Below are 26,221 nucleotides of genomic sequence, written 5' to 3'. Positions count from 1 at the left end.
TTAAACTTAGGATGGAACAAATTCCTTAGATTAAACTTAGCGTTTGTTTTATGTGTCATCACTATGCTAATCATGAAGGAAGTGTTGCTACTTTATTTTGTCGTTCATTAGCGTTAGAAAACACATCTTCCACCACCCAATGTCACCATCAATCAACAACATTCAATTCCCTTAAAAAAACAAAAAAAGAACGATTAAGTCTGACTCCCTTAAACGTCCTTTTAAATAGAAGTACTATATTGTTACAAGCAAACTTTCCATAAACTGCTCAAAGGCTTCTACCTTTAATGGGCGGCTGAAATAATAGCCTTGTCCGAATCTACAACCGTCATTGGAGAGCTTCATTACATGTTCTTGTAATTCTATGCCTTCTGCAATTACTTGTAGCCCAATGGAATCTGCAATTTTTAAGATTGCTTGTACTATTGCACTACTTTCTTCATTTTGATGGATATCCTTCACAAACGATTGATCTACTTTCAAAATATCAATCGGTAAGTTTTTAATATAACTTAGGGAGCTGTACCCTGTTCCGAAGTCATCTAATGAAATTTGAATACCTAATTGTCGAATTTCTCTCAAAATTCCAACAATATTATTTACATCTGCAAGGATACTTTCTGTTACTTCAAATTCTAACCATTTCGGATTGAGCTTTGTTTTCATTAACGTATTTTTTACTTTATCGATAAAGAATGGATCTTCTAACTGACGCACTGATACATTCACTGAAACAGTTAGATCGGAATAGCCCATATCGTGCCATTTTTTTGTTTGTTTACAGCTTTCAATTAAAATCCATTCTCCTAAAGGAACAATTAATCCTGTTTCTTCAGCAAGCGGGATAAATTTTCCTGGTGAAATTGTTCCTAAGTCTGGGTGATGCCATCGAACGAGCGCTTCCATCCCGATAATTTGATTTGTATCAATATTTAATTTAGGCTGATACTCTAAATAAAATTGGTTTTCTTTAATGGCTGTTCTCATCGCACTCTCAAGAAGCCGGCGCTCAATTGATTGGCTTTCAATCGTTTTATTGAAAACTAAATAATCATTTTTCGTACCGCTTTTCACATGGGAAAGTGCATTGTCTGCATTTTTAATTAGTTCTTCAGGTGAATCGCCGTGTTCCGGATAATTTGCAACGCCAATACTGCACGTGACAAAATAATCTTGACCTTCAACGTTTATTGCTTGGTTGAAGTTGCTTAATATTCGTTTTACAATTGCTTCGGTTTCTTTTACGTCTTTCACCTTTTTTAACATGACGATAAATTCATCGCCACCCATACGACCTGCCACATCAATTGGACGAATTGCCTTTTGGATATTTTCAGCTGCTTTCTTTAGTACGACATCCCCTACATCATGGCCTAATTGATCGTTAACAGATTTAAAATTATCTAAATCTATAAATAAAATAGACATTTTATATTTAGATTTATTCCGTTCGATAATTTCATTGCGAAGTTGACTCATAAATGCGCGTCGATTTGGGAAATCCGTTAGAACATCATGATAAGCTAAATGGAAAATCTTTTTTTCTACTTCTTTTCTTCCCGTAATATCCTTCATCACAACTAAAATAAATTCTTTAAAGGAACCATCTGTATGCTTTGTTTTACTAATAACTGCTTCTACAAAAATATAATTCCCTTTCACTGTACGTAAACGAAATTCACAATCTATGGCTTGTTGTCCTCTTTCTAAAAAGAACTCTAAATCTTTTTGTAAAAAAGGCAAATCATCGTGATGAATGAGGTCAAATAAGTTCCCATGCTCCAATTCGTTTATATCGTAATGTAAAACATTTTGAAAAGAAGGAGAAGCATATTCAATTGCTCCATTTTCACCAATTAGCGTAATCAAGTTGACTGTATTTTCTGCAATGAGGCGGTATTTTTCATTGCTGCGAATCACTTGTTCTTCTAATTCCTTTTCTTTTGTTATATCCGTTCGTATCGATATATATTGATATGGTTTACCTTTTTCATTTAGGAATGGCACAATCGTAGCGTGGACCCAATAAAGGTTTCCATCTTTTCTTTTGTTTTTTATTTCACCACTCCAAATTTTCCCTCCCCCAATACATTTCCACATATCCTTAAAAAATTGTTTAGAATGGTAGCCAGAGTTTAAAATTCGATGGTTCTGACCTATTAATTCATCTCGGCTATATTGGGATAATTCACAAAATAAATCATTTACATAATTAATTGTGCCTTTTGGGTCAGTAATGGCGATAATGGATGACTTATCTAATGCATATTCTATATCTAACAGTTTTTTAACTGATCTTTAATTTCTTCAATGTTTGATTCATCAATCATTAGTTTCATATTTTCCATGATTGTTAACTCCTTAGCGAAATAAAGACTTAGCACAGTCCATTCTCGTGTCAACTTCTCTAATATATTTCATTTTACCAAAATATTAGTACATAATAGGTATATAGTTGTGAACAAACAAAGAATATTCACCTTTCCCCTTTAGACCTATATCGTTTATAGGAATAATTTAGTATATTTTTATGTCTTATCTGCATTTTTTTGTACAAAACTTGTATTCACTAAAGAAACATAGTATGTGATTGACAATCCTATGTAAAAAGGAAAAGACATTCAAAGTGTAAACTCTGAATGCCTGATTAGTGGAGACTATTTCTTTTTCGTCTTTAACTTTTTAGTAATTTCAAATTGCTCTTCTTCAACAGATCCTGTTAACTTAACTACTGGGTTTTTCAAATCTAATTTTTCTTGATTTAATACCTCTAAAAAACCTTCAAAAGTAAACTCTAACTTTTCCCCGTTTTTTAATTTTGTGTCTTCCTTGTTTGGCACCCCGACTAATACAAAGCTATTTTCCTTTGTCCCATCTTTTGTCCGTATTGGAAGATTAACATACATATTAAGATGTGAAATCGTAACAGAGGAATTGTTTGTCACATTAATTGCATACCCTATGAAGTAATCATTTTTATATTGCTGTGTTAATTCTATTTTAACTTTCTCCTGCTTGAATTTAACCTGGCCTTTTTCATCCGCAGAACACCCCGTAATAAAGAATAAAACTAACAATAATAAAATCGGGAATCGCTTCAAGTTTTTCCCCTTCCTTATGTCATGCAGTTATATAATTATAAGGAAGATTTCAAACATTTATTAATCACTCTTATTTGTTGGATGGCAAAAGCAATCTAATGTGTGGTCATTTACCATTCCTACAGCCTGCATATAAGAATAACAAATCGTACTACCAACAAACTTAAAGCCATCTTTTTTCAATCGTTTACTCATTATGTCACTGATTTCAGTAGTAGTTGGTACTTCCTCTATTGTTGCCCAATGGTTCGTGATTGGTGCATGGTCAACAAACCCCCATATGTAGTTAGAAAATGTACCGTATTCCTTTTGGATTTTTAAAAAAGCTTTCGCATTGGTCACGACACTTTGAATTTTTAAACGGTTACGAACAATTCCTGGATTTTCTCTTAATGCTTCAAGTTTTTCATCTGTATAACAAACAATTTTTTGCGCATCAAAATTATCAAATGCTTTCCGGTAATTTTCTCTTTTTTGCAAAATTGTCCACCAGCTAAGACCAGCTTGAGCCCCTTCTAGACATAGCATTTCGAAAAGATGTCGATCGTCATATACAGGAACTCCCCATTCCTTGTCGTGATAATCGATATAAGCTTGCTCTTTTGTTACCCACGCACAACGGTTTGTCACTTGTTACTCCTCCTCATCCTCCAATAAATCTCGCAAGAATTTTTCCCGGTTTTCTAAAAAATAGCGTGTAATTTGGTAATGATCTGTTTTTTCATAGTCTATTTCTTTTATTACGCCATCATCAAAGCTAAGTATTGTTGCATTTGGATAACCTAATAGAATTGGTGAATGGGTGGCAATAATAAATTGGCAGTTTCCTTTAGATGCAAGGTCGTGCATGATTTTTAAAAATGACAATTGCTTTTGGGGAGATAATGCTGCTTCGGGTTCGTCCAACAAGTAAATTGCCCCACCTTTAAATCGGTTTAAGAAAAGTGAAAAAAAGGATTCACCATGAGATTGTTCATGTAATGAGTTTCCTCCATAAGCTTTGTATGCATTGACTTTATCTTCCTCCCACATTTCGTCAATATGAGTTGCAAAATTATAAAAGGACTCTGCACGAAGAAAAAATCCATTTGTAACTTTTGGCCACCAAGAAAGGCGAATATATTGACCAAGTGCTGATTCTGCTCGGTGGACTTGGTATGTATTATTTCTTCCCCCACCCGCTGTATTAAAGCCGCACATTTCTGCAATTGCTTCTAATAATGTTGATTTTCCAGACCCATTCTCACCAACGAAAAAAGTAATATTGTTTTCTAGCTCGATTCGCTCTAAATTTCTGATTGACGGAATCGAAAAAGGAAACTCATTATAATTTGGAATTTGTTCTCGTTGCAATTCAACTCTTTTTAAAAACATATAATCACCATTTTTCCATAGTTATAAGAAAAAACTAGTGAGGAGTGATCACTAGTTTTTGTCTCAGTTAATGAATATCTTTCTTTTTGAAGTTACCACCTTTAACCTCTGCTACGTCATAAACAGTAACAAAAGCACCTGGGTCAAGCTCATGAATAATTTCCTTCATTTTACTTTCTTCCAAACGGTTAATAACACATGTTATTTCTCTGAACTCTTCATTTGAATATGCACCACGAACAATATTATATGTCGCACTTCTTCCTAAACGATCTCGAATGGTTTCGACCATTTCTTCCGGTTGGGACGTAATAATTTTAAAGGTTTTAGAACCACTTAAACCTTCTTCTACAATATGAATGACTTTTGACGCAATAAAGTAAGCAATCCCTGATAAAATAGCGCCTTGAAGACCAAATACTGTAGATACGACGATGAAAACAAATAAATTTAAAAATAAAATTAAATCACTTGTCCCAAAAGGTAATTTTTTCGAAAGTAGTACGGCTAACATGTCGATTCCGTCTAGTGCCCCACCATTACGTAGTGCTAGACCCATTCCGAAACCGATGATAATCCCCCCAACAACGGTTACTAATAATGTGTCACCATGAATAATCGTTGGGATATGATGCATTAATGATGTTCCTACCGCTAATGAAGCAATTCCTAAAACCGAATAAATGGCAAAGCTTTTTCCGATTTGCTTATAACCTAACCATATAAATGGAATGTTAAGAATTGCAATTAGGATTCCTAATGGTAAACCAAAAAGCTGTGAGCCAACGATACTTAAACCTGTTACTCCTCCATCCGATACGTTATTTGGAATGAGTACCGCCTCTAAACCATACGCTGCGATAAATCCTCCAAGAATAATCAATATAGTCTTTGATATAATCTTAACTACATTGGGTTTTTGTTTTGTGCTTCCCATTAAGCTTCCTCGTTTCAACCTAGAATATATGTATACAAAAATTTTTTGCTACAAATATTATTATAAAAGTATCTATCTTATTTGAAAAACCATAAGTATAAAAATGTAAAAATTTTTTCACACTATCACATCGACATCACCCGCCTTATAATAAGTCTTCCAATGCTAATTTTAATTCGGGAAAATTAAAAATGAATTCATTTGCCATTAAAACCTTAGGCAAAACATGTTGCCCCTCTAATACAAGTTTACTTTTCCTGCCTAGTGCCAATTTCATTGCAAAAGATGGTACTGGTAACCAGTGTGGACGTTTTAATACGGAACCAATCATCTTTCCGAACTCTTCCATTGTAACAGGAGTTGGTGCTGTCACATTCACTGGACCTTGAAGCTGATCATTTTGAAGTGCAAAGTAAATTGCCCTCACCACATCTTCAACATGAACCCATGAGACCCACTGCTTCCCTCCCCCTACTTTACCACCTACAAACAACTTATAAGGTAATGCCATAAGAGGTAGTGCACCACCCTCACGACCAAGAACAACACCAAATCTCGTAAAGACCGTACGTACTCCAAATTGCGTTACATGATTCGCTTTTAACTCCCAATCTTTTACTGTTTGAGCTAAAAAGTCTGAAGCAATTTCAGCAGATTTTTCTGTAAAAACTGTGTTGTAAGATGCAGGATAAATTCCAATAGCACTCGCATTAATAAGCACAGAAGGTTTTACTTCCATGGCGCTAATTATTCGTACTAACTCATCTGTAGCTGTCATTCGACTGTTATAAATCTGTTGCTGATGTTTAGGCGTCCACCTTCCATCGTTAATAGATACACCGGCTAAATTAATGAAGGCATCTACTTTATGAAGCTCATTTTCAGGTACAGCACCTTCTTGAAGCCAAAGTATATAAGAAACATTTTTACTAGGTGTCTTTTTACTCCTAGTTAAAATAATTACTTCATGACCGTTCTTGACAAGTAAATCTACTAACTTCCCCCCAATAAAGCCAGAACCCCCTGCAATAACAATTTTCATCCTGTCACCTCTTTTTACAGCAATAATATTATTTCGAAATATCTTTAAAACTAATTTATACAATTAATTACAAGTATACCAAATGACCCCATAATATTACAAAATAGTTGATTACTAAATAAAAATTTGAACTACAGTAATTTTTTGTTTCAATTAGTCAATTTATATATTAAAATAGCAAAATACTATAGATAATATTAAGTAACATCATACAAGGGGGATATAACGTTTTATGCGTTTTACAATTAGAAAGAAGCTGTTATTAGGTTTTAGTAGTATTTTAGTTTTGTTACTTATTATCGGCATTTTATCAAAAAGCATTATAAAAAATATGAACGAGGAATATACATTTCTCATTGATGATCGGATACATAAAGTAACACTGTTAAAAGAATTAACAACTAGTCATCTTGAACAGTCTTTAGGTATTCGAGGGTACTTTGTTTATGGTACGGAAGAAAGTATAGAAGACTTTGATAAAGCCCAACAAAATGTTCATGGCTATTTAGATGAGCTAAAGAAGATAATCATTATTCCAAAAGTTATTAAACTTCTAAACCAGTTAGAAGAAGCAGTTTTATCCTACGACCAAATTGCATACCAAAGTATAGAAGCAGAGAGAAATGGCAATCACGAAAAGGCATTAGAAATAGCTGTAGACGCTAAATCATATTCAGTAACAATAAATGATTTAGCGAATGAAATAAGTACAATTCAATACGAACTAATGGACAAATCAAGAGAAGAATTAGAAGCTACAACTAAAGCTATGAATCTTACAATCCTCGTACTAATTATCGTTTCTATTCTTCTAGGTGGAATCATTGCGTTCGTTATAGCTCGTTCTGTTTCTCAGCCAATTGATTTAGTTAGCAAGTCTTTAAAAGATGTTTCCTCTGGTGATTTGACTATTGAAAAAATAACAATCAAAAATCGCGATGAAATTGGTTCAATGGTTCAATATCTAAATGAAATGGTGGATGACTTACGAAATTTAGTTACAAAGGTAAATAACTCAGCACTTGATGTTGCTAGCCAATCTCAAGAGTTATCCGCAAGTTCACAAGAAAGTTCTGCAGCTGCACAAATGATGGCTGAAATAGCTCAAGATAGTGCAACTGGTAGTGAAACGCAACTAGCTGTAATTAATAATGTAACAGCTTCAATTTCGGATATGTCTAACGGGGTTAAGGAAATATCAAGTAGTAGTAAAGAAATGTTAGAAGCAACCCAAAACGCTTCTATTTTTGTACAAGAAGGTTCAGTAACTGTTGATACATCTACTAAGCAGATGAATGAACTTAACCTGTCTATTGCTCAACTTTCTGAAATAATTAAATCATTAAGTCAACAATCCAATGAAATTAGTAATATTACAACAATCATTAACGGTATTGCCGATCAGACAAATCTCCTTGCCCTCAATGCTACAATCGAAGCTGCAAGAGCAGGAGAAGCAGGAAAAGGATTTGCCGTTGTGGCTGATGAAGTACGTCATCTTGCCGAGCAATCAAAAATTTCTGCAGGTCAAATTAATACGATGATTCATAGCATTCAGAATGGTACGGCTGAAGCAATTACTGCGATTGAAAAAGGTAATGAAATTGTACAATTAAACTTAGAGTCTTCAAACGAGACACGCAATGCATTTAATCAAATTAAAGAGGCTACAACAAATGTCAGTGGGAAAGTACAAATTGTGGCATCTGCAACAGAACAAATCAACTCAGTTGCTCAAGGAATCTTACAATCAATTGAGGAGTTACAGGTAGTTGCTAAACAGGCTGCGGATAATTCGAATGAATCTAGCGCAGCAATAGAAGAACAAGTTGCCACTATGGAGCAAATTTCCGCAAGTGCACAATCGTTATCTGCCCTATCTGAAAACTTACAATCATTAGTAAGTACGTTTAAAATCTAGAGGTAGAACAAAATTTTAGGGGCATCATGAACAGTTCATGATGCCCCTGTTTTAGTGAATGCAAAGTTTGTCGAAAGGATGACATTTTCCATTTTCAAAGGAAATCGAACCCTTTTATATTGCTCTTTGAAGATAATTTTTTTATGCTAATTGAAAGGCATCTTAATTAGGAGTGGAAAACGTATGAGTAGTAACATCAACAATACTAAACAACGCAATTATAATCCGCTAATTTGGATATTATCCATTGTGATTGTAGGAGTTATTTTTGCAACGTATTTTATACCAAAGAGTCCAGATAACACAATCGGCGGCATTGAATTAACGGTATTTCCGCTGTTAAATGCTATCTTGAATAGCTTTACCTTTGTCTTTTTGTTAATTGCTTTGTTTATGATTAAAAAGAAAAACATTAAACTTCACCGCAATTTCATCATTGCAGCATTTGTATCAACATTTATTTTCTGCGTTTCGTATTTAACGTATCACTCTCTTGCTGAGTCTACTAGCTATGGCGGAGAAGGTATGCTGAAGTACATTTATTACTTTATCCTTATTACACACATTTTCTTAGCTGCGGTAATTGTGCCACTTGCGCTAATTACACTTGGTCGAGGGTTAAATATGAACGTCGAAAAGCACAAAAAAATTGCACGTTGGACTATGCCACTTTGGTTGTATGTTAGTTTAACTGGCGTATTAGTTTACTTATTAATTTCACCATACTATTAAACAAAAAAGTCGAATTCCTACAGTAGGAGTCGACTTTTTATTTTTGGATTGCTTAGTTAAATTTTAAACTATTAGCTTCTGCAATTATATTTTGAATTAATGTTTCAACGGTTTGTTCTTTCGCCAATGCTGCACTTTGACCAGCCCAAAGTGACATAAACTCTGGATTGTTTTGTTCCCCAGATTTTTTTCGAATATCTTGAGTGAGAGCATTTTGAACAGGAAAACTTGGTACGTTCTCCTCGAATTCCCGCATTTCTTGAATAAATTTATTGATTATCCCCCTTGCCCATTTACCAGAAAATGAACGCGTTAATACAGTAAGATCCCCGTCAACGTTAAGAATGGCTTCTTTATGGACTTGATGTGCCCCGCTTTCTATACAAGTTAAGAAAGCTGTCCCCATTTGTACGCCTTTTGCTCCTAAACAAATCGAAGCCATTAATCCTCTTCCATCCATAATTCCACCAGCAGCAATAACTGGAATAGATACACTGTCTACAGCTTGTGGGATAAGTGACATTAAACCAATTAAACTTTCCTGATTTTCATCAATAAAGTTACCACGGTGCCCCCCTGCTTCACTGCCTTGAACCACCACGATATCCATACCTGCTTTTTCGTTTGCGATTGCTTCTCTAGCAGTAGTTGCTGTTCCCATTAAGATAATATTATGTTTCTTTAATTCTGCAACTACATCATCAGCAGGAATACCAAATGTAAAAGAACATATCGGAACTCGTTCTTCAATTATCACTTTAATCTGTTCCATAAACGTTTGGTAGACCATATGAAAGTGTGGAACTTCCATTTTGTCTTTTCTAGGTAAATCTAATTCATCACGAATTTGATTCATTATTTGGTTTGTTGATTGTATTTCATCCTCAATAACAGTAAATTCGTTCGGAACAAATAAATTTATCCCAAATGCATTTGCTGTTAACTTTTTTATTTCTTGAATTTGTTCACGCATTTGGAAAGGTGTCATATAACCTGCACCAATCATTCCTAAACCGCCAGCATTTGAAACCTCCGCGACTAACTTTGACGTAGTGGTTCCGCCAGCCATTGGAGCTTGTATAATTGGATATTTAATGTTTAATAGTTTTGTTAGTTCATTCGTTAGCATTATTACACTCCTAGTACGGAAAGATTATAATTGTGGTATATGTATTTATTTCGTTATTTAAAGTATAAATCCTTCTATAAATTGCCTCTCTAGCCCTGCTTAATTAGAAATGTAAAATAAGCGAGTAGTTTAATGCTACTCGCTACCATTTTATTTCTTACTGCTTTTTCTCTGTAAAAATGCCCCTATAATTGTGATGATGATTAAATAAGGGACAATTAACATACCATAACCTGTTCCATACTCCGTTATATCTGACGTAGAGTGAAGTATCCATCCCCATAATCCATAGAGCAAGTAACCTAGAATTACTGTAAGACTCCAAGCCCATTTCTTTGTAAAAAGCGGATAAAATAAAGGGCCACCCACAAAAATAAGAAGTATGATAATTTGTGAAAAACTAACGGACATTCGGCAACCTCTTCTCATAATCCCCAAATTTTAAATATCGCACTAAAATTATAGACTAATTGCTTCTATAACGATATTTATTTCATTACGGTTGCTATAAATTTTTTTAATTTAATACTTGATTAATAGCTTTATTACGGACTAATACCTTTAACACAACATAGGCAAGTAATGCGCCTACAAATGAGCTAGCTGTGAATGCTGGAATTAACCCAAACAAAGTTGCTTCCTGACCTAAAAATAATATACCTATTGGATAAGTTGCCATAGCTCCTAAAAGACCAGTTCCAATGACTTCTCCCATTGCCGTTAGCTCTAAATTTTTTGTTTTTGAATATAAAATACTAGCTAGTAACGCCCCTATGATACTTCCCGGATAAGCAAACAAACTACCGGTTCCTAACAGATTTCGCATTGTTGACGTTAAAAATGCTTGTAACACTGCATATGCTGGACCTAACATGACAGCAGAAATGACATTAGCCAAATGCTGAATCGGGAAAGCCTTTGCAAATCCCAATGGAATGTAGATCAATGTACTTGACGCTGTTGTAATTGCTGCAATAATTGCGGTGTAAGTAAGTTTCTTTGTTTTATTCATCCTAAAACCCTCTTTCATTTTTTACTTACACTAGTTGCGCGCGTACCTCAGTTCCCAATAAAAAACCCTATTTACATAAAACATGTAAATAGGGAAAATGAACAAAATGATTAATTTGCGAATCATTGGACACTTCCCTACGTTAGTACGAACTAAATCAGGTTCAAAGGGTACTTCTCAGCCGAATGGCGCCCCTAGTGTTGCGTTTATTTTATTGTCATTATCATACCACTCTACAAATATTTTACAAGCATTTTGGTAGGAAATCCTTTCACTTAGGCACAATTATTACTATATGAAAATACATGAAAAGATTGTCTCATATATGATAAGGTTAGTTATCTAGTACTAATGAAAGGTGAAGATTCATGCTAGAAGTTAACGAAAGTAAATTATTAAAATATGTGGTTCATCATGTAAGCGATGCACTCATCTTAGGAGAAGAAGAATTCTCTCATCCAGAAGTATTGCTTGAGGCAGCCTTTACCCAATTAGCATTTAACAAAATCGATTGGGACCAGCAATACGAATTTTTCCACGAAACAGATATTGGTTTAAATGAAGTTTATACATATGTAAAATCGATTTTTGATACTGAAACTAGTTTTCTAGATCAATCAAAAAATATTGCTAAGCATTTGCATTGCGCCTCTCAACATCCAAATATAAAAAGCGGAGAATTGTTCATTGGACTTTTTGACCATTGTCTATGGAATAACGAAAGTAAAAAAGCGATTTCAATCGTCAAAATTGATGAAAAAGAAATCTTCTTAGATGTGAAAAATGACCAAAATAAAATGGTCGTGAATGGCATTGACGGAATCAATGTGAAAAAGGTCAATAATATGGCGGTCATTGTAGATATGGGTGCAGATGAGCCACCTGCCGTATTCATCAAAACGAAGAGAAAAGAAGATGTTGTTTATTGGCAAGAACGTTTTTTAAAAGTAAAAGTAGCAGATGAACATTATCATAAAACAAATTTAGCCTTAACAGAGTGTAAGAAATATATATTAAAAGAAGAAAGCTTTACAAATACTGAAAAACTAGGATTGTTAAACAAAACGCTTGATTATTTTAGAAATGAAGAAGAGTTTCAAGTGAATGATTATATCGACACTGTTTTCATTAAAGCGGACCCTGTTCAAAAAGATGTGATCATTAATACCGTAAAACCTTACGAAACGATCATCTCAGACAGTGCCATCGAGAAAGCTGAAAAACAATATAAAAGAAAGATTAAACTGGATTCTCATATCGAAATACAAGTGAATGTCCGGGATATTGAACAAGTGGACAATTTAATTGAAGTTGGCTTCGATGAATCTACGAACCGAAAATACTATAAGATTTACTTTGAAGAAGAAGAGTAATTTAGAAGTCCTGCATTTTGTGAAGCCACTGAAAAACTAAATACCGATAAAAATTTATAGTAATTATTTGCTTCTAAATAGAAGGTGGGATTCACTTCGCTTTCCACGGGCTTGGCTTCAGCCTCCTCGTCGCAAGCTCCTGCGGGGTCTTCAGCTCAAGCTGTTCCCGTAGGAGTCTTCGTGAATCCCACTTCCTAAAAGATCTGAGCGTATTTTTATTATAAAAATTTATTAAAATCGACTTTTTCAGTGCCCTACATTTTGTAGGGCTTTTTTTCATTCAAACTTCACATTTAACTTATATAATTGACTCTGCTTTATGAATAGTTTTTCCATATTATGTAGAGCTTAATATTATAAAATTTCTAGGAGATTACGATTGATGAAAAAAGTATTTTTATTTAGTTTTATCTTTTTCCTCACATTTATCGGGAATGTATTGGCACACACTGGGTTAGAAAGCTCCTCCCCTCAACAAGGAGAAGTTGTTGAAGAAGATTTAAAACAAATACAGCTAACATTTGAAACAAAAATTGAACATGGCAGTTCTTTTACACTCCAAAATACAACTGGCGAAACAATTGAGGTGGATAACATTAAAGTTGTCGATCATCAACTAATTGGAGATCTTCCTACTCCCTTGCAAAATGATGATTACATAATTAACTGGAACATTATCGGTGCAGATGGGCATTTGATTGATGGAGAGGTTTCATTTTCAGTTAATGTGACAGCACCTGAAATGGAGACACCTGTAGAAGAAAATGAAGCAACCACTGTGATTGATACAACGAATGAAGAACCTGAGCAAGAAAGATCCAATAATAGTATTTTTCTAATCGCAACCGCCCTCATTGTTATTATTATTGGTAGTTTCTTGTTCTTGATGAAAAGAAAAAGATAAAAATGCTAATTATTAGCCAAGTATTATTGTATCTATGCCTTTCAATCACTTTCGGTAGCTTTCTACTTTCGCTTATACCTAAAAACTATCGACCCGATGTTACGATTCCGAAAAATTTGCTGTTAATTGTTATTGTAGGAATCCCAGTTTTTTCGTTTATTCCAGTTATGCAAATCATCCTGTACTTATTCCCTTTGAACGGAGTAGTTGAATCCTTCCAAAGTGTATTACTTACTTTCGAGTTGGGAAAGTCATGGGTATTCATTTTTATTTTATCTATCATTTTATTCTTTTTTGTTCTTTTGCTCGATTATCGTAACGATGCTTTATATAGTTTTTTTGGCATTGTACTTACCTTCCTTTCAATTATTGGAATTGGTTGGTCGAGTCACGCTAGTTCTATCGATTCTACTTGGGGGTTTCTCAGTGATACAACGCATTTAACAGCAGTTTCGATTTGGGTTGGGATCTTAATCGTTATTAGTTGGTTTTCTAATGATGCTTCAAATTGGTTAAATTTCTTAAAATGGTTTACTCCCTTGGCCATTCTTTGTTTTGTAAGTACTGGGATTAGCGGGCTTTTGTTAATGAGCTTTGTCGTGGATGATTATGTATCTTCTTGGATGATTCCATATGGACAAGCTCTATTAATAAAACATCTTTTAATAATTCCTGTACTTTTTTATGCTCTTTTGAATGGGCTTTTTATTAAACGAGAAATAAAGAAAAATAACAATTTCGATCCACGCCCTTGGGCAAAAGTAGAAAGTTTAATTCTATTATTCATTTTTTCTGCTACCGCTGTGCTTGGTCAACATTCACCACCAAAAGAGACGGTGATTTCCGGCGATAACGTATCAAAACTGTTTACTATATTTTCAAGGGTGCCTATTCAAGAGAACACACCTTTGTATTTTGTCGCGTTAAATTTTTCAAGCGTTATGTTTATTCTTTTGGCAGTGTTATTTTTGGTTATGACAATCTTATCATTTGTAAGGAAAGCACCAGTTGTATTGTCTTTATTGATGGGCGTTCTACTAGTAGTTTGCCTATACTTATCAATCATGTTAAGTGTTGCATAATTTTGGCTGAGAGATTTTAAGGGGGTTAAATTCAAGAGTATTGTCCTTCATCATGGCTATGGGGGACTCTCATCAACTTACGATATTACTCAGTTTTCTATCCATCCCCAATAAAAAGAAAAAAGACAAAGTGATATTCACTTTGCCCTTTACCCATTATAATTTCACCAATATTCGTCCTCTTGCTTGTGCTTTTAAGAGTGTTGGTAAAACTTCTGGGAGCTGTTGTAGCGTTACTTCTTGTTGCACAAATTGATTAAGATTAATCGATTTGCTAATGTCGGCAATACGCTCCCAAACTTTCACACGTCTTTCCATTTCACAATACACCGAATCAATTCCGAGCAAATTAACTCCTCGTAAAATAAATGGGAACACGGTTGTCGGCACATTCGTTCCAGCTGTTAGTCCACTTACCGCAACAGATCCACCGTAGTGAATTTGGCTTAATAACGCGGCTAGTGGCTCTCCGCCAACAGGATCAATAGCAGCTGCCCATTTTTGTTTACCTAGTGCTCTTACTTTTCCATCGTAAACCTCATCACGAGAAACGATTGAAGATGCTCCTAATTCTTTTAAATAGTCTTCTTCTGATTGCTTTCCTGTACTAGCTTCCACTTCATAACCAAGATGAGAGAGAATTGCAACTGCTACACTCCCTACTCCTCCAGTCGCCCCTGTTACTAGGACTTTTCCTTTGTCAGGTGAAACACCATTTTCCTCTAAACGTTGAACAGAAAGAGCTGCCGTGAAACCAGCCGTTCCATAGATCATTGCATCTCTTAACGAAAGCCCATCTGGTAATGGAACTACCCATTTAGCTGGAATTCGAGCAAATTGGCTATAGCCACCGAAATGGGAAACTCCAATTTCATAGCTAGTTGCAATCACTTCATCTCCCTCTTTAAAACGCGGGTCCTCTGAAGAAACTACTACCCCCGCTAAATCAATTCCCGGAACAAATGGGTAGTTTTTTACAATGTTCCCATTTGGAATCGTAGCGAGACTATCTTTATAATTCACACCAGAATATTGAACTTGAATCAGGACTTCTCCTTCTGGTAAATCTTCCATTGTTAACTTTTGTACCTCTACAGAAAACTGATCTTCCTGTTTATTTACTACAAGTGCGTCGAATGTTTGCATCGTAAAGCCCCTTTTTAGAAAGATGATTATTAATAAATTCCACAAATTTCACTATAATCCTTCTACGTAAACAACGCTAGTCCAACGAACCAAAGTACAGGGACAAATAGTGCAGGTAACATATTAAGTGATTTACTATCTTTTATACCCAAAATGGATAACCCTGAACTTAAAATTAAAATACCCCCAACAATTGAAACCTCTGTCATTAAAGCGTTTGTTAAAAATGGTTCAATGTATTGGGCACTCAAATAAATAGATGTTTGCCATATAAATAACACAACCGCTGCAAAAGCAATTCCAAATCCGTATGTTGCCGCTAGTGCCATAGATGTGACCAAATCCAATGTAGCATTTGTAAATAAATATGTATGGTTATTATTTAATGCACTTTCAACTGGGCCTAAAATTGATAATGTCCCAATGCAGAAAAGTAAAATTGCTGTTGATAACCCTTTACTTAAATTTGACTTAGAAAAACGGTTAACGAGATTGTTAAACTTTGCATCAACATCAATCACTGTACCAACCAAACCACCCACTGCTAAGCTGACAATAAACAAGACCGGATAAATACTATTTGGCATATTTTGTACAACTGCATTTATTCCAAGGGCTACTGCAGCGAAACCCATGGCAGTAAATAAAGCAGATTGGTATTCTTCTTTAATTCCTTTCTTTAAAATACTTCCCAAAGCACTTCCGATTATTATGGCAATGGTGTTCGTAATTGTGCCAATCATGAATTCCCCTCACATTCTTTCAATATAAGAATATTTTACAGGATTTACTTTACTTTGTTAAAGTGAATTGCGTAAAAATGGCTCTGCTCCATATCTGAAGCAAAGCCATTACTTTATCCGAAAAATAAATCTAATATATTTGATCCTGTTGAAGATTGTTTGTTGTAAAACTCGGAATAACCACAGCTTTTACAGTAAACAACGATAAATTGATTATGTTGGATATCAAACATTTTCGATAAGCCTGTTCCTGTCATCGCCACTTCTTTGGTAGCTGCATTTCTGCTACCACACTTCATACAGCCTTTTTTATCCATTTGATTCCCTCCCGAAATATTATTAGTACATATACGGATGGGTGCTAAGAAGGTTTCGGATTACAAGAAGTCTTTGGGAAATCGGACACTTTCTTCGGGAAATCCGACACTTTCTTCGGGAAATCCGACACTTTCTTTGGGAAATCGGACACTTTCTTCGGGAAATCCGACACCCCCTTAATTTTCCAGGTAAACTCTTAGTTAGAATGAAAAAACGCCTCTACCTTAAGTAGAAACGCTACATCAACTTTTTACCTAATATCACTAAATCTCGTTTTACCCCATCTAATGTTGCAACTTCTGGGAGGTGTGCCCATTTTTCGAATCCAAAGTTTTTAAACAAACGGAGGCTCGGTTCATTGTGAGCAAAGATAAAGCCAAGTAAAGTGTCTACCTCAAATTTTGGAGCTTCCTCGATGACTTTCGCCAAAACAGTTTTACCCAGACCATGCCCTCTAAAGTTTTCATCAAGATAAATACTAATTTCTACCGTAGCATTGTAAGCAGGTCTTCCATAAAAGGATTGAAGGCTCACCCATCCGCAAATTTTCCCTTCTGTTTCTACAACCCATAATGGGCGCTTAGCAGGTGAATGCTCATGAAACCATTTCAGCCGATCTTCCACTGTAACTGGTTCTGTATCTGCTGTTACCATTCGGCTAGCAATCGTCGTATTATAAATGGCTACAATCGTTGGTAAATCTTCAAGTGTTGCATCTCTAAACGTAATTTCAAGGGACATAAAAACACACCTTTAGTTAATTTTACTCCATGTTATATCTTATTACATGAAATTACAATATCGGATCTTTGTTTTCATCAAATTGTGGATAAATAGTTGGGTGAAGAATACTAGCTATTTTCCCCAAGCCGATTAACAACTTAGGAGATGGTCTGCAAAATAGTGGCTCATCTAAAATGTGCAGCTCCATCTGTTCAGTTCCGCCGCGCTTTAGAATAACTTTAGGATTCACTTTTTCTTTTTGCACCCCTACCCATACAACACAGATTACTTCAGGATTGCGATTTTTCACGTCTTCCCAATCGGTTTTCACACTTGCTACAGGCACATCATCGAACACATTTTGCCCACCTGCAAGCGCACTAATTTCCGTTAACCAGTTTAGAGCGCCTGGCGTAAAAATCGGTTTTGCCCACCATTCCCAGTAAAGTTTTGTAGGCTCAGAAATCTGCTTAGAAAGAGCACGATATTTTTCAAGAAAAGCATTATACTTTTCAACTAATTCCTTAGCCCTTTCAGAAGAATTCGTCGCTCCCCCGACAAATAGAAGGCTCTCACCGACTTCTGTTAATGTCTTTGGACTCGGTACGATTACATGTGGAATTTTCCGTTGTTTTAACTCCTCAATATTGCGTTCCATCCCCGGTACAGTAAGAGATGCTAATACTAAGTCAGGCTGTAATTGTTCTACCTTCTCCATATCAATCTCTAAATCGGGACCTAATCTTGGCAATGATTTCACTGATTCAGGCCAATCAGAATAGTTATCCACACCAACTAGACTTGACGATAAACCTAAGTATCCAACTAACTCTGTGTTACTTGGACAAATGGATATGATTCGCATAGTACCCCTCCATCAATTTATAAATCCGGTCTAACTGAATATTGTCTCGGACAACTTTGGCTAATAAATCGAAACCTTCCTCTTTTTTCCGCGCAAAGGATGCTCGATTGTGAATTGGTTTTAATCCTTTACTTACTCTTAACTCATTCAGCACAACTTCACGGAAAAGATCGTTATGGAAGATGCCGTGGAAATATGTACCGATAATTTTTTTATCTAAAGTAATAATTCCTTCACTTTTATCGTTTAAATGAATAAAATGATGCCAATCTTCTTCTAAGTTAGTTTCACCCATGTGAATTTCATAACCTTCAACAGGAATTTTTTCATTCCCAAAATGAGCAATTCCTTTAGATAGGACGGTCGTTTTATTAAGAGTCATTGTTGTTGTCATTGGAACTAAACCGAGACCATGAATTTCTTTAAGGGATGATTCTACTTCAAATGGATCTGTAATGAGATTGCCCAACATTTGATACCCACCGCAAATGCCAAAAATCATCTTATCTTTCTTATACACTAAATCTAAAATTCTATTGGCGAGACCCGTATTATGTAAAAACAACATATCTTCAATAGTATTTTTACTACCCGGCAAAATCACTAAATCAGGCTCTCCTAGTTCTTCTACAGTTCTCACAAAACGAACATGGCAATCTGCTTCTTCAAAAAGCGGATCAATATCAGTGAAATTTGAAATAAATGGAATACGCATTACTGCAATGTCGATCTCTTTCGTTGTGTTTTGTGCAGAAGAATATTTATTTAATACGACTGAATCTTCTGCTTCGATCATTAAGTTATTAATGTAAGGGACGACACCTAAAACGGGCACACCTGTATATTCTTCAAACCAATCCAACCCATGCTGTAGGAGCGACACATCTCCTCTAAATTTATTGATAATTACACCGATTACTCGTTTGCGATCTTCAGGCTCTAGCAACTGTAATGTACCTACTAAACTCGCAAAAACGCCGCCCTTTTCAATGTCTCCCACTAAAATAACGGGGGCATTGGCAATTTGAGCAACACGCATATTCACAAGTTCTCGGTCATTTAAATTTATTTCAGCAGGACTTCCAGCACCTTCAATAATGATCCGTTCGTAATTTTCGGCTAATCTGTTGTAAGTTTGAGATATTAACTGATACCCTTCCTCATAGAAATCTTGCCGATATTCCCCTGCCTGCATGTTTCGAAATGGTTTTCCATGAACGACGATTTGTGATTGGTACATTCCTGTTGGCTTGATTAATATTGGATTCATGTCAGTTGTCGCGATGATTCCAGCCGACTCAGCTTGCACACCTTGGGCACGACCAATTTCTTTCCCATCCACCGTTATATAGGAATTCAAAGCCATGTTTTGAGATTTGAAAGGAGCAGTTTTATACCCATCTTGCTTAAATATCCGGCACAATGCAGTAACAAGAGCACTTTTGCCAGCATCAGAATGGGTCCCTTGAATCATTAAAGGAATCGCTTTTTCCGTCATTAAAATTCAATTCCTTTCACTGCCGGAATACCTTCTTCGTAATAGTGTTTTTCAGGTTCTATGACAGATACGAGATCTGCAATATCTTTTATTTCTTGCAATGCATCTCTTCCTGTAATAACTAAGTGGACGTGCGTTGGTTTATTTTTTATTAACTCAACTACTTCGTTAAGGGGAATACAATCTTCAACGGGAAATTTATCGATAGCTAATGCATTATTTAATTCATCTAAAATAACAACATCATACTCCCCACTCATTACTGCATCACGAGCAATTGGCCAAGCCTTTTTTAATGCTTCGCGATGTTCCTCAGGTGTTTTTGTCCAAGTAAATCCAATGCCAAGTTGAACCATTTCGACCCCGAGCTTTTGTAGCGCAATTTTTTCACCATAAGTGCGGTCTGGTGATTTAATAAATTGATAGATTTTTACTTTTAAGCCTCTACCTGTTGACCGTAATGCTAAACCTAATGCAGAGGTTGTTTTTCCTTTTCCATCGCCAGTATAAACAAGTGTTAGTCCCTTTTTCATAAGCTTTTGCCTCCCTTATGCTCTAAACATTTAGTAATCCAGTTGTCTACCATCTCTGGGCAAGAAGCAAAATGAAAATGAGTATACCCGGCTACAAGATTGTGAGTTAAATAACCCTCTCTTTTTACTCCCCGCATACCCGTTGTTTCATAGGCATATGGCGTTGCCCCTGATGATTGGTAAGTTGAGTAATGAAACTCGTGCCCTTTTGCCTGCAGATCACCTAGTAGGAAATTTGAATTTTGACCAGTGATTTCTCTATACCCTAATGCTGCTAGTCTAGTTTGCATTTGCACTGTTCCTGGAATAACACCAACCATTTCGTACTTGTTGTTGTCTGTTGTTTCGATAGATTCTGTTAAATACATGAATCCTCCACATTCTGCAAGAGTTGGCATGCCACTTTCAATAGCTTGTTTCACTGAACTTCTTGTACGTTCATTAAGAGCGAGCTTGTCTGCAAACTCTTCCGGAAACCCCCCGCCAATATACAAACCATTTACACCTTGTGGTACTTCTTCGTCTGCTAAAGGAGAAAAATAAACAATTTCCATACCCTTAGATTCCATAATTTCGAGATTCTCAGGATAGTAAAAATTAAAGGCTGTATCTTTTGCCACTGCAATTTTTACAATGGGCTCTTTTTGCTCTTTAAAAAGAGTGGTACTTCCTTGACTCAAGGTTTTAGCCACAGAGATTTCTAACAAATGATTAATGTCCACCGTTTCTGAAACAAGGGTAGCCAATTGCTCAAAGAACCCATCAAGTTCTCCTCTTTCCATCGATGGAATTAACCCAAGATGTCTTTCTGGAATTTCAATATCTAGCTCTCGTTTTAAATAGCCAATAACCGGAATTTTGCATTCTTGTTCAATTGCCTTTTTCACAAGATGGTAGTGCCCTTCACTTCCTACTTTATTGGCAATAACACCAACAATGTTTGGACCTTCAGCAAAGCTTTGAAACCCCTTCACAATTGCGGCTGCACTTCTCGCCATACTTGCACAATTGACTACAAGTAAAACTGGGCTTTTCGTTATCATACTAATTTCAGCAGTACTGCCTTCGTTCGTTTCAGGATTTTTCCCATCATAAAAGCCCATAACACCTTCAATAACTGAAATATCAGCACCCTTACTGCCATGAGTAAAAATATCCAAAAGGCGTGATTCGTTAAACATCCAACTATCTAAATTACGAGATACTCGACCTGTTACAGCAGTATGATAGGAAGGATCAATATAATCTGGACCACATTTAAATCCCTGTACAACAAGTCCATGTTTTTTTAATGCAGCCATCAATCCGATTGTTAGTGTTGTCTTTCCTACCCCACTTCCAGTACCTGCTATGACAATTCTTCGTTGCGTCAATTATTCCACCCCATTTCTTAAATCATCTGCAAATATCTACTTATTGCTTCAGTTGTTACGTTAAAGACAAATTCTCTTATTTCTCCAGCAGAAACTTTCCTTCCTTGTTGTGTTGCGGCAAGGAGCTGGGTATCTGTTGAATTCATACTTAAATTTTTTAATGCTTGCATCTTACCTTCAGTTAACGCCATAAAACCATTAACAAGTTCACCGTCTGAGAAATGACCATCTATAAATAGCAATATATTAAATGAACCTTTTTCCTCTCCTACTACGGCCATCATATGTGAATTTTGCGTAACCATTATATTATCCGTTGAAGCCATGCAACCAACCTGTTCATATGGTATTCCGTACTTCTTTAGCAAATTTTCATCACTAGCAATACAGAAATGCTTTAACCATTGGATTCCATCACCAAATGCTCCATTTGAAATTGTCCTTAACGGTTCAGCAAATTGTATATGGGTTAGGTTCTCGTATTGTGTCATTTCATATGAATCTGTGAAATTTATTTTATCTTTAATTTTCGTGTAATTTGGTGTCATCAAGAGTTGAGGCTTCGGTACAGTGGGATGAGATTGAGCATTCACCTTCACTTGGTACACCTTTTGTAATTGTTCTTCTTTCCGTAATAACTCCACATCGCCCACTTCTATGAATGTTCCATTATGCAATAACGCAAATCTATCTGCATAAAGAGAGGCTACATTCAGATCATGCAATATCGAAAAAATTGTTAGCCCCTTTGATAGTTGTCGCTCTTTTAGTAGGTCTAATAGTTGAAAAGTATGTTTTATATCTAAGTGATTGGTCGGCTCGTCTAAAAGTAATAACTCTGGTTCTTGGGCTAAAGCTTTCGCTAATAAAACTCTTTGCTTTTCTCCGCCACTAAGTTTCCTAAATTGCGTTTTTCGGAAGTTACTAATTTTCGTAATGTCCATAACTTCCTCGATAATATAATGGTCCTCTTTTGAAAGACTTTTTAGCATTCCCTTTTGGTGAGGATAACGACCAAGACTAATAATTTCTTCTACCGTATAATCAAAAGACACTTGAATTTCTTGTGTAAGAACTGCTACTTTTTTTGCTTTTTCAAGTTTCGAATAGGATGATATTTCCTTACCAGATAATAAAATATTGCCACTTTGAATTGGCAGCTGCCCTGTAATCATCTTAAAAAGTGTTGTTTTTCCACTACCATTTGGACCAAGAAGAGCAAAAAACTCACCCCTATGAATTTCTAAATTAACATCTGTCAGTATAGGGGAATTAGTATATCCACCAACCAAGTTTTCAATTTTTATCATCCTCTTCCCCCCATTCTTTCTCGAATTAATAAAAATGCAAAAACAGGTGCACCAATTAAGGCGGTAACCACACCAATTGGAAGTTCCTTTGGAGCAATAATTGTTCGACTCAATAGATCCGCTAAGATAAGAAAAGTTCCACCAGTTAAAAGTGATAAAGGCAACACATGACGATGATTTGGGCCAATAACAAGGCGAACGAGATGAGGAACCACAAGACCAACAAAGCCAATTGACCCAGAAACAGCTACGGCTGCTCCTGTCAACAGGGATGCGCCTACTAAAATAAAGGCCTTTCCTTTTTTCACATTTACACCGATATGATCAGCTGCATCTTCACCAAGGGCTAACGCATTTAATTCGCGGTAATGGTAAAACAAAATAATGGTTCCAATGACCATAAACGGAATTATGAGTTGAACGTATTCCCAGCCTCTCATTCCAACGCTTCCATATAACCAATAGATAATTTGTGTCATCACATCTTTATCACCTAATGAGATGATGAGAGAAACTAGGGCACCAATAAAGGAACTAACAATAATCCCTGCTAAAATAATTGTTTCAATAGCCAAACTTCTACTACTTAATTGTACTAACCCAAAGACAACAATTAATGTAATTAATCCACTTATAATTGCGACGACCGGAAGTGTAAAACTACCTAATCCAATAATGGACACTTGGAAGAACAACACAAGAACCGCTCCAAGTGAGGCTCCGGATGAAACTCCAATTGTATAAGGGTCTGCTAATGGATTGCGTAATAGTCCCTGGAATGCTGCCCCTGCTAACGCTAAAGATGCCCCTACACAAAAGGCAAGAACAACACGAGGCAAGCGGATATTCCAAATAATCATTTCTTCGTTTTTCGGAACTTCTTGGAGCCAACCCATGCCCACTATTTTTTCTAAAACAATATGTAAGATTGTAGGTACTGGTACTGTCACACTACTTAAAAATAAACCAAGAAGGCCCGTACAAAGTAAGAGCCCTCCGCTAAAAATATATAACCAAACGATTTTATTGTTTAAAAGTCTCCGGATAGATAAGTTCTGCAAGTGTCTCGACTCCTTCAATTAAACGAGGACCAGGTCTTGTAACCGTATCGTTATCAACGTCAAATACCTCTCCGTTTTTTACAGCAGGCACTTCCGCCCAACCTTCGCGCGCAAGCACTTGTTCACTTGGATTATCAATATAATATCCATAAGTAGTAATGACAACATCTGGATTTAATTTCACTATTTCCTCTTCATTTAATTTCACCCAGCCCTCTTGATCTTCAGCAACATTCGTAGCTTGGATAGACTCAAGCATTTCGTGCATAAATGTATTTTTTCCTGTTGTAAAAATGTCCGGAGCAGGTGAAACTTCTACCCAAACACGTTTTTTCTCTTTTATTGAAGCTAATGCTTTATCTTTAATTGCTTGGTGACGTTCTTTCATATCAACAATGATTTCTTCTGCTTTTTCACTAGTTCCTGTAGCATTGCCAAGCATTTCGATGTTTTTGTACACGTCTTCAAATGAGCTTGCACTTCCAACAACAACGACTTCGATACCAGCATCTTCAAACTGTTGTAATACTTTTGGATGTGTGTTGTAGTGATAGTCTGTCACAAGCGCCATATCTGGCATTAAACTTAAAACAAGTTCTGCATTAATGTCTTGTCCTCCAACTTTTTGAATGTTGGCTGTTTCAGCAGGATAATTACAATAATCCGATACACCAATAACTTTATCCCCAAGTCCTAATGCAAAGGCGATTTCTGTATTACTTGTTTGAATTGAAACAATTGATTCAGGTGCTTTTTCAATCGTTATTTCCCTGTTCGCATCGTCCGTAATGGTCACAGGGAATACGTCTTTTGTTGTATTTTCTTTTTCCTCAGTTGTACTTGAAGTAGTGTCCTCTGGTGCGCTTGATTCCTCAGCACCACAACCTGTAATGATTCCAATACTTAACAGTAGAATCGCTGTAATAAGCCCCCACTTTTTGAAAATCTCTTTCATTTCAATATCCTCCTTCTTCTTTAGAACAATAAAAAAACGCTATCCCCCCTCGGAAAGCGTTTGTTAAAGGCAGTTATGTATAAACTTGCAATCAAAAGTGAAATATTATCGATTACCTGCGCTTTAAACATTCCTTTCCTCGAGGAAGTTTAAAATACAAAATAGGCAGGTCTCCTGGCTTACGTATCAACAGTCGGTTACTCCTTCCCATGTTTAAAAAACACAGTGGATCATTCGTAACCTTCCTACTCGCTTACAGTGGCGGGACCGCGTTGGACTTGCACCAACTTCCCTCTTAGTCTTACATGCTCATATTTTGAACATTTAAGAAACCTATTTGTCTCGTATTCATTTTTGTTCTAAAGAGAAGTATAGTAGAAAGCTTACCTTTTGTAAACGTTAGAAAATACTAGAAGTTTATTTCTCCTTTTCTTCTAACCATTCTTTATACTCATGTTCGAGGTATTCATCGGTTTTTATAACTGTCCATTGATTATCCCGCTTTTGTAAATAGACCTCTATTAAATATTCTCCACCTGATTCATCGAGATCCTTTCTTAAATATGAAATGCTACCGTGGACAAGTACTATTACTTCATTCTCAGTGATTTTTTTTACTTTGATTCGTTCATAACTTTCAATACTAAAGTTTGCATCCAATAAATTAAAGCTGTCGTTTAATGATTCAATCTCGTACTTTTCAATATTAACTCCTGTTTTTCGATCAGAATTATTCTTTAAATCAGGGTACTGTTCCCACAGCAAATTGATATCATTTTTTAATACTGCTTGGGTTCTGTGATACATGTATTCCCGAATCGGTTTTAAATATGTAGAGTACTCTGATGTCTCAGGTTCGACAAACTCTTCTTTGCCTATGTTTGATTTTAAATCTTCCGGAAGTGAAATAGGATCTTGGCACCCAAATAAAAAAGCAACGAACACACTACTTAAAAGTAATTTTTTCATATAAGTATCACCACATTTTAACGTAATAGATTTATAATTGATGACGGTTCTAAGTTGGGTATAGTTTCAAATTACCACTATTTTAACATTTTTACGGAACGGTATGCTATTTACCTCCGT

The 26,221-nt window shown here is 35.8% G+C and carries 27 protein-coding genes and 2 riboswitches; of the genes, 5 read left to right on the top strand and 22 right to left on the bottom strand.

The window, feature by feature from the left end; all coding sequences use genetic code 11:
- Positions 1-234: 234 nt before the first annotated feature.
- From CRO00_RS10740 to CRO00_RS10715, 7 genes are all read right to left on the bottom strand, one after another.
- Positions 235-2,244, bottom strand: a complete 2,010-nt coding sequence (locus CRO00_RS10740) for a sensor domain-containing protein (protein WP_419865878.1) — start codon at positions 2,242-2,244, stop codon at positions 235-237.
- Between the two features lie 32 nt (positions 2,245-2,276).
- Positions 2,277-2,402, bottom strand: a complete 126-nt coding sequence (locus CRO00_RS20545; protein ID WP_272914314.1) for a hypothetical protein — start codon at positions 2,400-2,402, stop codon at positions 2,277-2,279.
- A gap of 255 nt (positions 2,403-2,657) precedes the next feature.
- Positions 2,658-3,101: a hypothetical protein gene (locus CRO00_RS10735; RefSeq protein ID WP_097073670.1), complete on the bottom strand. Its 444-nt coding sequence runs from the start codon at positions 3,099-3,101 to the stop codon at positions 2,658-2,660.
- A gap of 60 nt (positions 3,102-3,161) precedes the next feature.
- The gene (locus tag CRO00_RS10730) at positions 3,162-3,731 is read right to left on the bottom strand and encodes a DNA-3-methyladenine glycosylase I (protein ID WP_097073669.1); all 570 of its coding nucleotides are present in this window, start codon (positions 3,729-3,731) and stop codon (positions 3,162-3,164) included.
- 3 nt (positions 3,732-3,734) lie between these two features.
- On the bottom strand, positions 3,735-4,475 hold the full coding sequence (locus CRO00_RS10725; protein WP_097073668.1) for an AAA family ATPase: 741 nt from the start codon (positions 4,473-4,475) through the stop codon (positions 3,735-3,737).
- Between the two features lie 67 nt (positions 4,476-4,542).
- Positions 4,543-5,412 (bottom strand): YitT family protein, encoded by an 870-nt coding sequence (locus tag CRO00_RS10720; protein ID WP_097073667.1) that lies wholly within the window; start codon positions 5,410-5,412, stop codon positions 4,543-4,545.
- A 145-nt stretch (positions 5,413-5,557) separates the two neighbouring features.
- The gene (locus CRO00_RS10715; protein ID WP_097073666.1) at positions 5,558-6,454 is read right to left on the bottom strand and encodes a TIGR01777 family oxidoreductase; all 897 of its coding nucleotides are present in this window, start codon (positions 6,452-6,454) and stop codon (positions 5,558-5,560) included.
- Positions 6,455-6,686: 232 nt separating this feature from the next.
- On the opposite strand from CRO00_RS10715, the gene CRO00_RS10710 reads away from it, so the two are divergent.
- Together CRO00_RS10710 and CRO00_RS10705 are read left to right on the top strand one after the other, a co-directional pair.
- Complete coding sequence (locus tag CRO00_RS10710; RefSeq protein ID WP_097073665.1) at positions 6,687-8,375, top strand: methyl-accepting chemotaxis protein; 1,689 nt, start codon at positions 6,687-6,689, stop codon at positions 8,373-8,375.
- Positions 8,376-8,558: 183 nt separating this feature from the next.
- Positions 8,559-9,107, top strand: coding sequence for a DUF420 domain-containing protein (locus CRO00_RS10705; RefSeq protein WP_097073664.1), 549 nt, complete (start codon positions 8,559-8,561; stop codon positions 9,105-9,107).
- A gap of 52 nt (positions 9,108-9,159) precedes the next feature.
- Here the strand turns inward: CRO00_RS10705 and CRO00_RS10700 are convergent, their stop codons facing one another.
- The 3 genes from CRO00_RS10700 to thiW all read right to left on the bottom strand — a co-directional run bounded on the left by CRO00_RS10700 (position 9,160) and on the right by thiW (position 11,248).
- Positions 9,160-10,236 carry an NAD(P)H-dependent flavin oxidoreductase gene (locus tag CRO00_RS10700; RefSeq protein WP_097073663.1) on the bottom strand — a complete coding sequence of 359 codons (1,077 nt, stop codon included), beginning with the start codon at positions 10,234-10,236 and terminating at the stop codon, positions 9,160-9,162.
- A 150-nt stretch (positions 10,237-10,386) separates the two neighbouring features.
- Positions 10,387-10,647 carry a hypothetical protein gene (locus tag CRO00_RS10695; protein ID WP_097073662.1) on the bottom strand — a complete coding sequence of 87 codons (261 nt, stop codon included), beginning with the start codon at positions 10,645-10,647 and terminating at the stop codon, positions 10,387-10,389.
- 106 nt (positions 10,648-10,753) lie between these two features.
- A complete protein-coding gene (thiW, locus tag CRO00_RS10690) occupies positions 10,754-11,248 on the bottom strand; it encodes an energy coupling factor transporter S component ThiW (protein ID WP_097073661.1) in 495 nt (164 codons plus the stop codon).
- A gap of 117 nt (positions 11,249-11,365) precedes the next feature.
- Positions 11,366-11,454, bottom strand: a riboswitch (TPP riboswitch).
- A 162-nt stretch (positions 11,455-11,616) separates the two neighbouring features.
- Between thiW and CRO00_RS10685 the strand changes: the two genes are divergently transcribed.
- The 3 genes from CRO00_RS10685 to CRO00_RS10675 all read left to right on the top strand — a co-directional run bounded on the left by CRO00_RS10685 (position 11,617) and on the right by CRO00_RS10675 (position 14,607).
- A complete protein-coding gene (locus CRO00_RS10685) occupies positions 11,617-12,621 on the top strand; it encodes a nucleoid-associated protein (RefSeq protein ID WP_097073660.1) in 1,005 nt (334 codons plus the stop codon).
- Positions 12,622-13,003: 382 nt separating this feature from the next.
- Positions 13,004-13,525 carry a copper resistance CopC family protein gene (locus tag CRO00_RS10680; RefSeq protein ID WP_097073659.1) on the top strand — a complete coding sequence of 174 codons (522 nt, stop codon included), beginning with the start codon at positions 13,004-13,006 and terminating at the stop codon, positions 13,523-13,525.
- 2 nt (positions 13,526-13,527) lie between these two features.
- Positions 13,528-14,607, top strand: coding sequence for a copper resistance D family protein (locus CRO00_RS10675; RefSeq protein WP_097073658.1), 1,080 nt, complete (start codon positions 13,528-13,530; stop codon positions 14,605-14,607).
- A 156-nt stretch (positions 14,608-14,763) separates the two neighbouring features.
- On the opposite strand, the gene CRO00_RS10670 is transcribed toward CRO00_RS10675, so the two are convergent.
- From CRO00_RS10670 to CRO00_RS10615, 12 genes are all read right to left on the bottom strand, one after another.
- Positions 14,764-15,753 (bottom strand): NADPH:quinone oxidoreductase family protein, encoded by a 990-nt coding sequence (locus tag CRO00_RS10670; RefSeq protein WP_097073657.1) that lies wholly within the window; start codon positions 15,751-15,753, stop codon positions 14,764-14,766.
- A gap of 62 nt (positions 15,754-15,815) precedes the next feature.
- A complete protein-coding gene (locus tag CRO00_RS10665) occupies positions 15,816-16,496 on the bottom strand; it encodes a DUF554 domain-containing protein (RefSeq protein WP_097073656.1) in 681 nt (226 codons plus the stop codon).
- Between the two features lie 113 nt (positions 16,497-16,609).
- Positions 16,610-16,813 (bottom strand): zinc ribbon domain-containing protein, encoded by a 204-nt coding sequence (locus CRO00_RS10660; RefSeq protein WP_097073655.1) that lies wholly within the window; start codon positions 16,811-16,813, stop codon positions 16,610-16,612.
- Positions 16,814-17,051: 238 nt separating this feature from the next.
- Positions 17,052-17,555: a GNAT family N-acetyltransferase gene (locus CRO00_RS10655; RefSeq protein ID WP_097073654.1), complete on the bottom strand. Its 504-nt coding sequence runs from the start codon at positions 17,553-17,555 to the stop codon at positions 17,052-17,054.
- Positions 17,556-17,607: 52 nt separating this feature from the next.
- Positions 17,608-18,402, bottom strand: a complete 795-nt coding sequence (locus tag CRO00_RS10650) for a cobalamin-binding protein (protein ID WP_097073653.1) — start codon at positions 18,400-18,402, stop codon at positions 17,608-17,610.
- Positions 18,374-19,900 (bottom strand): cobyric acid synthase, encoded by a 1,527-nt coding sequence (locus tag CRO00_RS10645; RefSeq protein WP_237658383.1) that lies wholly within the window; start codon positions 19,898-19,900, stop codon positions 18,374-18,376. The genes CRO00_RS10650 and CRO00_RS10645 overlap by 29 nt, the downstream gene beginning before the upstream one ends.
- Entirely contained in the window at positions 19,900-20,433 is a 534-nt protein-coding gene (locus CRO00_RS10640; protein WP_097073652.1) for a cob(I)yrinic acid a,c-diamide adenosyltransferase, read from the bottom strand. The genes CRO00_RS10645 and CRO00_RS10640 overlap by 1 nt, the downstream gene beginning before the upstream one ends.
- A complete protein-coding gene (locus CRO00_RS10635) occupies positions 20,430-21,806 on the bottom strand; it encodes a cobyrinic acid a,c-diamide synthase CobB (RefSeq protein WP_097073651.1) in 1,377 nt (458 codons plus the stop codon). Before CRO00_RS10635 ends, CRO00_RS10640 begins: the two co-directional genes overlap by 4 nt.
- A gap of 17 nt (positions 21,807-21,823) precedes the next feature.
- Entirely contained in the window at positions 21,824-23,116 is a 1,293-nt protein-coding gene (locus tag CRO00_RS10630) for an ABC transporter ATP-binding protein (RefSeq protein ID WP_097073650.1), read from the bottom strand.
- Positions 23,113-24,177 (bottom strand): FecCD family ABC transporter permease, encoded by a 1,065-nt coding sequence (locus tag CRO00_RS10625; protein ID WP_097073649.1) that lies wholly within the window; start codon positions 24,175-24,177, stop codon positions 23,113-23,115. Before CRO00_RS10625 ends, CRO00_RS10630 begins: the two co-directional genes overlap by 4 nt.
- Positions 24,140-25,132, bottom strand: coding sequence for an ABC transporter substrate-binding protein (locus CRO00_RS10620; RefSeq protein ID WP_097073648.1), 993 nt, complete (start codon positions 25,130-25,132; stop codon positions 24,140-24,142). Before CRO00_RS10620 ends, CRO00_RS10625 begins: the two co-directional genes overlap by 38 nt.
- Before the next feature lie 147 nt (positions 25,133-25,279).
- A riboswitch (cobalamin riboswitch) is annotated at positions 25,280-25,484 on the bottom strand.
- Between the two features lie 65 nt (positions 25,485-25,549).
- Entirely contained in the window at positions 25,550-26,101 is a 552-nt protein-coding gene (locus CRO00_RS10615; RefSeq protein ID WP_097073647.1) for a hypothetical protein, read from the bottom strand.
- Between the last annotated feature and the right edge of the window lie 120 nt (positions 26,102-26,221).

Source organism: Ureibacillus xyleni, assembly GCF_900217795.1.
GTDB lineage: Bacteria > Bacillota > Bacilli > Bacillales_A > Planococcaceae > Ureibacillus > Ureibacillus xyleni.
Note: the sequence above shows the minus strand (reverse complement) of the source record. Positions and strands in the feature narration are given on the sequence as shown.